Consider the following 9,476-nt stretch of genomic DNA (forward strand, 5'->3'; position numbering starts at 1 on the left):
CCCTGGCTTGCTTCGTTGATATCGAAATTGAGGCCGGGAAAATTGCGCGCGTTGGTGCCGTCACGAAAGCCCATATAAACGGCGTCGGCGCCGTTATCTACGGCCGCCTTGAGGGCTGTCATGCTCCCCGCGGGGCAGACGAGTTCCAATTTCCTGTTTGTCGCCATCAGCGAAAAATACCTAGCCCACCACGTCGAGCACGCGACGGCGAAAACCCACCCTGAGTCGTTGAGCGATTTTTTCACACGCAGCCATGTCGACTCCCGGCAACCCGTCGATGGCCGTCAGCGTGATTTCCGGCACGAACTCGCGCGCGCACTTCACGAAATCCAGCATCGCCTCGTAAGCCCCGGGAAGCTTGGGACGACAATGCGTGTTGTAGGTCTCGTCGTCTTGGGCATTGAGCGACACCGACAGCGCGTCGATCAGGCCTTCCATGTCCGGCGTCACGTCGCGTCCATACACCAGATTGGCCAGACCGTCGGTATTCAGCCGGATGCGTTTGGCGCGATGCCGCAAGCGCGTGGCGGCTTCGAGCAGCGTGTACAGGCGCAGTGTCGGTTCGCCCAGACCGCAGAACACGATCTCGCGATAGTCCTCCGGATTTCCTGCCGCCGCGACAATCTCCTCGAGCGTCGGCTCGTGATCCAGGCGCAGCTGATAATCCTGCACCGCCCACATGCCGTTGAATTTTGGACAAAACTCGCAACGCAACGTGCAACGGTTGGTGATGTTCAGGTAACGGCTGTCGCGCAGCGTATAACCAATGGTTTGCGCCGGCAGTGTTTTGATGGCTGATGTGCGCGGGCTGGACACGTCGCGGGTCTCTCTGGAAAAACTGAATCATAGACACAGACGCCGGCGGCGCGCTTGACACAGATCAAAGATCAGCCGTCACAGTGCCATGCCGCGGGCGGCACGGGATATTCCCAATAAAGGCGGTGTGGTTTTCCGACGACTACCGGACGGCAACTGGCATGGCCGCAATCTGGTACGTGGCGTGACAGGCGACGCATTTTTTCATGGTCTCGCCCAACTGGCGCAGCGAAAGCCGGGCATCGTTCATGGCCTCGGCGTCCATGGCGATACGATCGAAATCCCCGTGCACGCTGTGGCCCAGCGTCTTGAATTCCAGCGGGAGCTTGGCCGCCAGCCCGGCGGGCACGTTGTGCGCCGCCGCCATCCCCAGCGGCCGCGCGATTTTCGCGATCGCGGCCGCGTCACCGCGCTCGGCCGCCTCGAGCATGCCCTGGATGCCGGCGAGAAACTGGCGCATCTCATTCAACACCACGGCACGTTCGGACGGTTCGAGCAGGATCGTCACCCTGCCATCGGCCGCCGTCCCGGTGCGGCCCAGTACCACGAACTTCAGGACCAGCCCGGCGATGGTGAGCAGCAACAAACCGATGATCGCCCAATAAATCGTAACGCTTTTTTTCGTTGTCATGTTGTTCCCTGGTTCTCCTGTCAGTGCTCACTCTTCGTTGAAATGTCATGCCTCTTGCTTCTCTGACGCAACGATTCCAGTCCTTGTGCTGAAATCCTCCCGCTCTAAATAACTGCTCCATGACGAAATGCATTTGACCAAGGTCAAACAGCCGCCGACGAATCGGGTTTTTTGGGAATACCCCTGTCGTGATAGAAAAAACGCGCGCACGGCAGGGAAATTCATACGGCTACTTGGCGCGCCGGGCAAGTCAGAAAAACGACAGCGGCACAAAGCAAGAATACAACCGACGCGTCATTAACGATCGACAGGTTCAGGTAAACAGACGTTTTAAATCCGCAAGGTAAGAAGCTGCGTGCGGCTCGCCTTCCGCCGGCGCCCACGGCGCTTTTTCACGCGGCGTGAGCGGCACATAGGGGCCGGCCTTGGCCTCGAAAAACACGCTGCCCGGTTCGAGCGCCACGAGCGTGTGATACATGCCATGCGGGATGTTCGCTCCAACTGACTCGCCCGCCGGCGTCAGCACCACCGTGGCAGTTACTGTGCCACGCTCGTCGAAAAACATCACGCCGAGTCGTCCACGCACGACGATCAGCGTTTCATCCTTGGCAGCCTCGTGATGGCAATGTGGTTGAATATAGGAATTGGGCTCGATAGCGTTCAGGAGCCGGTTGCAGGTGTCGGTTTCCAAGGCGTGAAAATTGTAATTCTTGCGCCGGCGCGGAGATTTCTTGGCCTCTGCGGAAACCTGTTCGAGAAAATCGCGGTCAATGATCTGGAAGGTGTTCATGCGCATCCGGCCTACCTGTTTTTCAATTTCTCCTTGAGACCGGCGAAGGGATTGTGAGTCGCCGGTTTTTTCTTATCTGCTTCGGGCATGAATCCCTCGCCACGCACCAGGTACGCAAACCGCTGATGCTCGTTGTCGTGACAGTAAAGACAGAGATTCTCCCAGTTGCTGCCGTCGGCCGGGTTGTTGTCGTGGTTGTGGTCCTTGTGGTGCACGGTAAGCTCGTGCAGGTTCTCGCGCGTGAAGGCGCGACCGCAGCGTCCGCAGACCCACGGATGGAGCTTGAGCGACTGCTCGCGGTAGCCGGCCATGCGCGTGTCGCGCTGCTTGTGCGCTTTCGCGACGACGTCGTCGAGCTTTTTGCTGTCGAGTTGTCCGAACGGTTTGCGCGGACCGGAATTATTGCCTGCCATCGGAATGTCACCTGAATTCGTTCGTTCATTATATAAAGGACGTTCTGATTAATACACGATGGGTTCGTGAAATGGCGTGGATTCCGTGGGAATCTAAACCTCGCGCACGATGAAAGTGAATTATTCAGAACGTTCTAAAGCATGGCATGATGGGGGAATGAACTTTCGCCCGCCGAACCGCCGTGGATGACCTGAGCCTCTGGGGTCTTTTCGTCAGCGCGTTCGTGTCTGCCACGCTGTTCCCGGGCGGGTCCGAAGTGGTACTGGCGGCGCTGGGACATGGCCACCATTACAGCCCCGTAACGCTGCTGGGGGTTGCGACGCTGGGCAATACGCTTGGCGGCATGAGCACCTGGCTGCTCGGATGGCTGCTGGCGAAGCGCTACCCGCTAGATCAGCCGCGCCAGTCCAAGCAGCAGCGCGCGATTGCGCAACTGAAAAAATGGGGCAGCCCGCTGTTGCTGCTGTCGTGGCTCCCTATCGTCGGCGATCCTTTGTGCTTCGCGGCCGGCTGGCTGCGCATGAACGGCTGGCTGGCGGCGCTTTTCATCGGCGCCGGCAAGGCGGCGCGCTATGCGGTTATTTTGTTTGTGGTGTAGCACCTGAATCCAGCGTTTTGCGCAATTTCTCGATTTCCTGCGCGAAGACCTCGAAGCTCGGCGCGCCCTTGGCCAACCGCACCACCGTTAGCACATCCCCCTGGATTTTTCCGATCACGAATGACGGCGTGCCGGTAATGCCCAGACCCCGCGCTTCGACAACATCGCGCATGATGACCTGCTCGCGCGAGGCGTCGCCGAGACAAGCCGTGAATTTGGCTTCGTCCAGGCCAAGTTCGTGCCCAAGCTGCGGGTAAAGCCCTGGGCCCAGCCGTCCATGGTTCGCATACAAGGCCTCATGCATCGGCCAGAAGCGTTGCTGCGCACCGGCGCAACTGGCTGCCAGCGCGGCGGGCAGCGCCTGCGGATGAATCGATTTCAGGGGCAGGTCCTTGTGGATGAATTGCGCGATGCCGGTGTCGACGTATTCCTTTTTGAGCCGGGGGAAAACCTGATCGTGAAAACCACGACAATAGGGACACTGGTAATCGGAAAATTCCACGATGCCGAGTTTTGCCTGTGCGTTTCCCATCCGGTGAGCGCCTGCAAGACCAACCACGGGTGGCGCGATTCTGGCAATGGAAACAGCGCCTTCCTGATAAGCGATGCCAGATGACTTTGAGCTTCTCTGCGGGGTATCCGCCGTGGCCGGTTCGCTGGCGGATGCCGACGTAGGCGACGGTGTCGTGCAGGCGCCCAATAGCATAGTGGCCAACACCAGAAAAATACCTGCACCGGTCTTGTGTGCGCGCGGGGAACCCGCTCGTCTGTGGCTGCAATCTGTCATCGGGGAGTGACCTCGGTCAGGATACACAAGAATGGATTGCTTTAGTGTAGATGTCTCCGCAACGGCGCGCCAATTGGGGATCTCAGGACACGAGGCTTTCGCGAAACTTCCCATCCTCGAGTTTCCTGAGAAACCAGCGCAGCGTCTTGCCCTTGTCAGCCGTGCGCCATACGGTCAGCAGCGTCATGCCGGGCTTTGTTTCGAGCACTTGTTTCGCCACCAATCGGCCGGCCTCGAGCTCCGCCCGCACCATGTGCGCAGGCACGTAACCCACGCCGAGCCCGGCGCACTGAAACGCGATCTTGTGACGCATGTCCGGAACCGTCAGCACGTCCTGTCCGGTGAGCAGGCCCGAGGTGCGCGGCGGCAAGTTGCGCGAGCTGTCGGCGGCTGCGACCGAGCGGTACCTGAGTATTTCCTCGGGCGGGATCGGCTCCGGTACTTTCGCCAGCGGGTGCGCCGGCGCCACCGCGAACAGCCACTCTATCGAAACCAGCGGTCGCGTCGAAAAGCCTCCGGATGGCCCCTCACCCGGCGCGCCGATCACGAGATCCGCGCGTCCCGTCACTAAAGCGTCCCATGCCCCACCGTAAACCTCCGTGAGTATGCGCAGTCGCGTACCGCAGTCCTGGACATAGAATTCGCCGAACAACGGGTAAAGCCGTTCCATCGGAATAACGTCATCGACCGCGATGCGCAGTTCGACCTCGTAACCGGTGGCGACGCGTTTGACACGCGCCTCGAGCTCGGCGGCGGCGTGCAGCAGATGGCGCCCTTCACTCAATAACTGTTTACCCGCCTCGGTGAGCTGGGCACGGTGACCGCTTCGATCGAAAAGCAGCACGTCCAGGTCCTCTTCCAGCTTCTGTACCGCATAGGTCATGGCCGAGGGCACGCGGTGCAGTTCCTCGGCGGCGGCCGCAAAGCTCCCTTTGCGGCCGATGGCATCCAAGACGGTCAGAGCATCCAGGGTCAGACGCATATTCAGTATTTTTGATTAACTTAACCGGAATTTATCGCTATCAAGAAATAAATTACAGGAATATCCTTTGAATCATATTCAATATATGTGAATAAAACAAGGCAAAAAAAAAGGAGCAATGACATGTTACAGCTGCGTAAGGCTCATGACCGCGGCCACGCCAATCACGGCTGGCTCGACTCTTGGCATACGTTTTCCTTCGCCGATTATCACGACCCGAAGCATGTGAGCTTTTCCGCGCTGCGGGTCATCAACGAGGATCGGGTGGCGCCGGGCGAGGGCTTCCCCACCCATCCGCACCGCGATATGGAAATCATCACTTACGTCCTCGAGGGCGCGCTCGAGCACAAGGACAGCCTCGGCACCGGCTCGGTGATACGACCCGACGAGGTGCAGCGCATGAGCGCCGGCACCGGCATTCGCCACAGCGAATTCAATCACTCCCAAAGCGAGCCGGTGCATTTTCTGCAGATATGGATCCTGCCGGACCGGCAGGGCGTGAAGCCGGGTTACGAGCAGAAGCGCATCGGGCTCGGCGGCCAGCTGCGACTGGTGGCCTCGCCCGACGGTCACGACGGTTCGCTCACCATCCATCAGGATGCGCGCGTCTACGCCGCGCGCCTGAATGGTAACGAGGTGACACACACGCTCGCGCACGGGCGGCGCGCATGGCTTCAGGTCGCGCGCGGCGCGGTAAAGCTCAACGGAACAATGTTGCATGCCGGCGATGGCGCAGGCATCGAGAACGAGCCGACGCTGAGTTTGACCGCCGAAGGTTCAGCCGAAGTTCTGTTGTTTGATTTGCCATAATTCAAGGAGGAGCCAAACATGGGCTTGATCAAATCTTCTCACTTTCCACGCTGCTGCAAGTGTCAACGCATGGATGAATCTGTACAGCATGCGCTTTCGTGGATAACGCGTCCCCGTCGCGGCATCAAGTGGCGGGTACCGGCGCGCACCGAAACAAACCGGCTGAACCCCGGCCTGACTTCCTTTGAACCTCATCATTACTCCTTAAGGAGAAAACCATGATTAACACCAATACCGCCCCCTATGCTGCATTGTTGTTGCGTCTGGGCCTGGGTGTCATGTTCATCGCCCATGCGTTGCTAAAGCTTGTGGTATTCACGCTGCCCGGCACGGTCAAATTTTTCGAGACGCCCGGATATCCCGGTTTCCTGGCCTATGTCGTGTTCGGTGCTGAGCTGGTTGGTGGCGTCCTGCTGGTGCTCGGCGTGTACACGCACTGGGTTTCGCTTGCCCTCATCCCCATTCTGATCGGTGCGGCGATGGTGCACATTCCCGATGGCTGGATATTCAGCGTGCCCAATGGCGGATGGGAGTATCCTGTGTTCCTCGCGATCGCGTCTGCAGTGCAGGCCCTGCTCGGTGATGGCGCGCGGGCCTTGCGCGCCTCGGCCGCGAGCCTTGTGCGGCAACCGGCCTAACGAGGAAAGGACAAGTCCCATGGGCTATTTGATTAAAGGCGAGTGGCATGAAGGCTGGTACGACACCAGCAAGACCGCCGGCGAGTTTGTCCGCGCCGAAAGCCAGTTCCGCGGGTCCATCACGGCCGACGGATCGAGTGGCTTTCGCGTCGAGCCGGGACGGTATCATTTGTACGTCTCGCTCGCCTGCCCGTGGGCGCATCGCACGATCATTTATCGCCGGCTCAAGCAGCTCGAGGATGTGATCTCGATGTCGGTCGTGGATCCGGTGATGTCCGATCAGGGATGGACATTCACAGACGGTGAGAGCTGCATACCCGATACCGTCAACGGAGCAACTTACCTGCACCAGGTCTACACCCGCGCGCTCCCGGACTACAGCGGGCGCGTCACCGTGCCGGTGCTATGGGACAAACAGACGCGAACCATCGTGAACAACGAGTCGTCCGAAATCATCCGCATGCTGAATGGCGAGTTCAACGCCTTCACCGGCGTGAAAACCGAATTCTATCCTGTTGCCCGGCGGAAGGAGATCGACGCGATCAACGCCTTTGTGTACGAGCGTATCAACAACGGCGTTTACAAGGCCGGCTTCGCCGGCAGTCAGCTCGTCTACGAGAGCGCGGTCAAGCGACTGTTCGACGCGCTGGATGAAATCGAAGCGCGACTGGATCGAACGCGTTATCTGCTCGGCGATTCCATCACCGAGGCGGACTGGCGGCTGTTGCCCACGCTGCTGCGTTTCGACGCGGTGTACGTCACGCACTTCAAGTGCAACCTGAAGCGGATCGAAGACTATCCGAATTTGTCCCACTACGTGCGCGACCTGTACCAGCAGCCCGGCGTGGCCGGGACCGTGAACCTCGACCATATCAAGTGGCATTATTTTCTGAGCCACCGGCATCTCAACCCGTCGGGCATCGTACCGCTGGGGCCACTGCTCGATTTCAGCCGCGCGCATGACCGCAATCGTTTCGCACGGCAGGTAGTGCGTGAAACATTCTGAGTTTTTTGATTTTTACTGAACCCACGATCCGAGACATCGCCGTGAATATTTCACAATCGTCGACACATGACACAGGAGAAACACATGAAACTCTATTATTACCCTGGCGCCTGCTCCATGGCGGTGCATATCGCGCTGCGCGAAGCCGGCATTCCGTTCGATCTGGACAAGGTGGATCTCGCCAAGCACCAGACCGCAAACGGCGAGGACTACTACCAGATCAATCCCAAGGGTTATGTCCCGGCACTCCGGCTCGACGACGGCCAGGTCCTGACCGAAGACGCAGTCCTGCTGCAATACGTGGCAGACCTGAAGCCCGCCCCCGGGCTCGCGCCCAAGGCCGGGACGATGGAGCGCTACCGTCTCATGGAATGGCTGAACTTTATCTCTTCTGAAGTGCACAAGACGCTCAGCGCCCTGTTCAATCCCAAGCTCACGCCGGAATGGAAGGACAACCAGATCGCGTTGTTCGGCCGGCGCTGCGATTTCCTGGTGAAGGTGCTCGGCAGCAAACCGTATCTGATGGGCGATAAATTCACGATCGCCGATGCCTATCTCTTCACGATTCTCGGCTGGGCGCATTTGTTCAAGCTCGACATGAGCAAGTGGCCGACACTCACGGACTACGCGGGCCGCATCGCCGCACGCCCGGCGGTCAAGGAAACCATGAAGGCCGAGGGGCTGATCAAATGATCCGGCATCACGCCCGAACGAGATGACATCTGGCACGTCACGCATGCCGGCGGTGTTCTTTGGGCACGGCAGCCCGATGAATACGCTTGAGCATAATCGCTACACTGAAGCCTGGCGACGCCTGGGCGAGTCTGTGCCAAAACCGAAGGCGATCCTGGCGGTATCCGCGCACTGGTACACGCGCGGCACCGCTGTGACCGCGATGAAACAGCCGCGAACCATTCATGATTTCGGCGGGTTCCCGCAGGAACTCTTCGAGGTGCAGTATCCCGCGCCCGGTGACCCTGCGCTTGCCGATCGCGTGCGCCAGCTGCTGGCACCCGTCGAGGTGACCTTGGACAACTCATGGGGACTGGACCATGGCACTTGGTCGGTGCTGGTACATGCGTTTCCTCATGCGGATGTCCCGGTGGTGCAGCTAAGTATCGACGGTACGAAGCCGCCGCGCTTTCATTACGAACTGGCACAAAAACTCGCAGCGCTGCGCGACGAAGGCGCGCTGATCGTCGGCAGCGGTAACGTGGTGCATAACCTGGGGCGGATTCAATGGACCGAAGACGCGAAACCTCACGATTGGGCGGTACGCTTCGATGACAAGGTGCGCGGCTATCTCGCCGCGCGCGATCATGGGTCACTGATCGAGTATGCGGCGCTAGACGCGGATGCCGGTCTCAGCGTCCCCACGCCGGAACACTACCTGCCGCTGCTGTACATTATCGCGCTTCAGAGTGGCCACGAGGGGATTTCACTACCCATCGACGGGATCGAGCATGGTTCCATCGGGATGCTCACAGCTGTGGTCGGGCTTGAGGCGGATTAACCCGATACCAGCCGACGAATTGCCCGTCAAGTCATTGAGGCGCCCGGAGGAATTCAGCATCCAGGCTTTCTGCCCGTGTGTCGAGGTATCGAGCCGGTGTTATGATCTCGGACATCGACACGTCTTTATCCTGCATCAACCGGAAAGCGAATCGCCATGTACATGCGCGCGGCCAAGGTAACCGGATTTATCGCTCTTGCAATGCTCGGCGCCTGCGTGCATGCACCACCAGATTCCACCGACCGGCTCGACCCGGGGAGCCAGCCGAAGTTCGTCAACGCCCTGTCCAACCCGCTCGCCGCGACTGCGATACCCGACACCATGCGCGCCCCAGGCGTGGATTACTACCGCATCCGCATGCAGCAGGTCGAACAGGAACTGGGGCTTGTTGATCCCGCGAGCGGCAAGCCGCTGCGCACCGCCGTCTGGGGTTACGCCGCCGGCGACGCGCGCGCGACTTATCCTGGCCCCACGATCGAAGCCCGCACCGG

The 9,476-nt window shown here is 59.7% G+C and carries 12 protein-coding genes and 2 pseudogenes; 7 read left to right on the plus strand and 7 right to left on the minus strand.

What is annotated here, in order from left to right:
- From WB402_RS11105 to WB402_RS11125, 5 genes and pseudogenes are all read right to left on the minus strand, one after another.
- Window positions 1–167 (minus strand): annotated as a pseudogene (locus WB402_RS11105) (U32 family peptidase); the annotation flags it as partial.
- Between the two features lie 13 nt (window positions 168–180).
- Entirely contained in the window at window positions 181–816 is a 636-nt protein-coding gene (locus tag WB402_RS11110; RefSeq protein ID WP_424207841.1) for a TatD family nuclease-associated radical SAM protein, read from the minus strand.
- Between the two features lie 142 nt (window positions 817–958).
- The gene (locus WB402_RS11115; protein ID WP_424207842.1) at window positions 959–1,447 is read right to left on the minus strand and encodes a hypothetical protein; all 489 of its coding nucleotides are present in this window, start codon (window positions 1,445–1,447) and stop codon (window positions 959–961) included.
- A 313-nt stretch (window positions 1,448–1,760) separates the two neighbouring features.
- Window positions 1,761–2,243 (minus strand): WbuC family cupin fold metalloprotein, encoded by a 483-nt coding sequence (locus WB402_RS11120; protein WP_424207843.1) that lies wholly within the window; start codon window positions 2,241–2,243, stop codon window positions 1,761–1,763.
- Window positions 2,244–2,248: 5 nt separating this feature from the next.
- Window positions 2,249–2,650, minus strand: coding sequence for a YajD family HNH nuclease (locus tag WB402_RS11125; RefSeq protein WP_424207844.1), 402 nt, complete (start codon window positions 2,648–2,650; stop codon window positions 2,249–2,251).
- Window positions 2,651–2,832: 182 nt separating this feature from the next.
- Between WB402_RS11125 and WB402_RS11130 the strand changes: the two genes are divergently transcribed.
- Window positions 2,833–3,249, plus strand: coding sequence for a YqaA family protein (locus WB402_RS11130; protein WP_424207846.1), 417 nt, complete (start codon window positions 2,833–2,835; stop codon window positions 3,247–3,249).
- Here WB402_RS11130 and WB402_RS11135 read toward each other — a convergent pair.
- Complete coding sequence (locus WB402_RS11135) at window positions 3,230–3,781, minus strand: DsbA family protein (RefSeq protein ID WP_424207847.1); 552 nt, start codon at window positions 3,779–3,781, stop codon at window positions 3,230–3,232. The two genes, WB402_RS11130 and WB402_RS11135, sit on opposite strands and share 20 nt — an antisense overlap.
- Window positions 3,782–4,118: 337 nt before the next feature.
- Window positions 4,119–5,018, minus strand: coding sequence for a LysR family transcriptional regulator (locus WB402_RS11140; RefSeq protein WP_424207849.1), 900 nt, complete (start codon window positions 5,016–5,018; stop codon window positions 4,119–4,121).
- A gap of 123 nt (window positions 5,019–5,141) precedes the next feature.
- Here WB402_RS11140 and WB402_RS11145 point away from each other — a divergent pair, with 123 nt between their 5' ends.
- The 6 genes and pseudogenes from WB402_RS11145 to WB402_RS11170 all read left to right on the plus strand — a co-directional run.
- Window positions 5,142–5,828 (plus strand): pirin family protein, encoded by a 687-nt coding sequence (locus WB402_RS11145; RefSeq protein ID WP_424207851.1) that lies wholly within the window; start codon window positions 5,142–5,144, stop codon window positions 5,826–5,828.
- Between the two features lie 218 nt (window positions 5,829–6,046).
- Window positions 6,047–6,466, plus strand: a complete 420-nt coding sequence (locus WB402_RS11150) for a DoxX family protein (RefSeq protein ID WP_424207853.1) — start codon at window positions 6,047–6,049, stop codon at window positions 6,464–6,466.
- Between the two features lie 19 nt (window positions 6,467–6,485).
- A complete protein-coding gene (locus tag WB402_RS11155; RefSeq protein WP_424207855.1) occupies window positions 6,486–7,472 on the plus strand; it encodes a glutathione S-transferase family protein in 987 nt (328 codons plus the stop codon).
- A gap of 84 nt (window positions 7,473–7,556) precedes the next feature.
- Window positions 7,557–8,165, plus strand: a complete 609-nt coding sequence (gene gstA, locus WB402_RS11160; protein WP_424207857.1) for a glutathione transferase GstA — start codon at window positions 7,557–7,559, stop codon at window positions 8,163–8,165.
- A 22-nt stretch (window positions 8,166–8,187) separates the two neighbouring features.
- Window positions 8,188–8,985 carry a 4,5-DOPA dioxygenase extradiol gene (ygiD, locus tag WB402_RS11165; RefSeq protein ID WP_424207859.1) on the plus strand — a complete coding sequence of 266 codons (798 nt, stop codon included), beginning with the start codon at window positions 8,188–8,190 and terminating at the stop codon, window positions 8,983–8,985.
- 156 nt (window positions 8,986–9,141) lie between these two features.
- Window positions 9,142–9,476 (plus strand): annotated as a pseudogene (locus WB402_RS11170) (hypothetical protein); the annotation flags it as partial.

The organism is Sulfuricaulis sp. (genome assembly GCF_049587675.1).
Classification (GTDB): domain Bacteria; phylum Pseudomonadota; class Gammaproteobacteria; order Acidiferrobacterales; family Sulfurifustaceae; genus Sulfuricaulis.

Coding starts and splice junctions, on each gene's coding strand:
- WB402_RS11115 (WP_424207842.1), bottom strand. CDS start 1,447: ATGACAACGAAAAAAAGCGTTACGATTTATTGGGCGATCATCGGTTTG.
- WB402_RS11120 (WP_424207843.1), bottom strand. CDS start 2,243: ATGCGCATGAACACCTTCCAGATCATTGACCGCGATTTTCTCGAACAG.
- WB402_RS11125 (WP_424207844.1), bottom strand. CDS start 2,650: ATGGCAGGCAATAATTCCGGTCCGCGCAAACCGTTCGGACAACTCGAC.
- WB402_RS11135 (WP_424207847.1), bottom strand. CDS start 3,781: ATGGGAAACGCACAGGCAAAACTCGGCATCGTGGAATTTTCCGATTAC.
- WB402_RS11140 (WP_424207849.1), bottom strand. CDS start 5,018: ATGCGTCTGACCCTGGATGCTCTGACCGTCTTGGATGCCATCGGCCGC.
- WB402_RS11145 (WP_424207851.1), top strand. CDS start 5,142: ATGTTACAGCTGCGTAAGGCTCATGACCGCGGCCACGCCAATCACGGC.
- WB402_RS11150 (WP_424207853.1), top strand. CDS start 6,047: ATGATTAACACCAATACCGCCCCCTATGCTGCATTGTTGTTGCGTCTG.
- WB402_RS11155 (WP_424207855.1), top strand. CDS start 6,486: ATGGGCTATTTGATTAAAGGCGAGTGGCATGAAGGCTGGTACGACACC.
- gstA (WP_424207857.1), top strand. CDS start 7,557: ATGAAACTCTATTATTACCCTGGCGCCTGCTCCATGGCGGTGCATATC.
- ygiD (WP_424207859.1), top strand. CDS start 8,188: ATGACATCTGGCACGTCACGCATGCCGGCGGTGTTCTTTGGGCACGGC.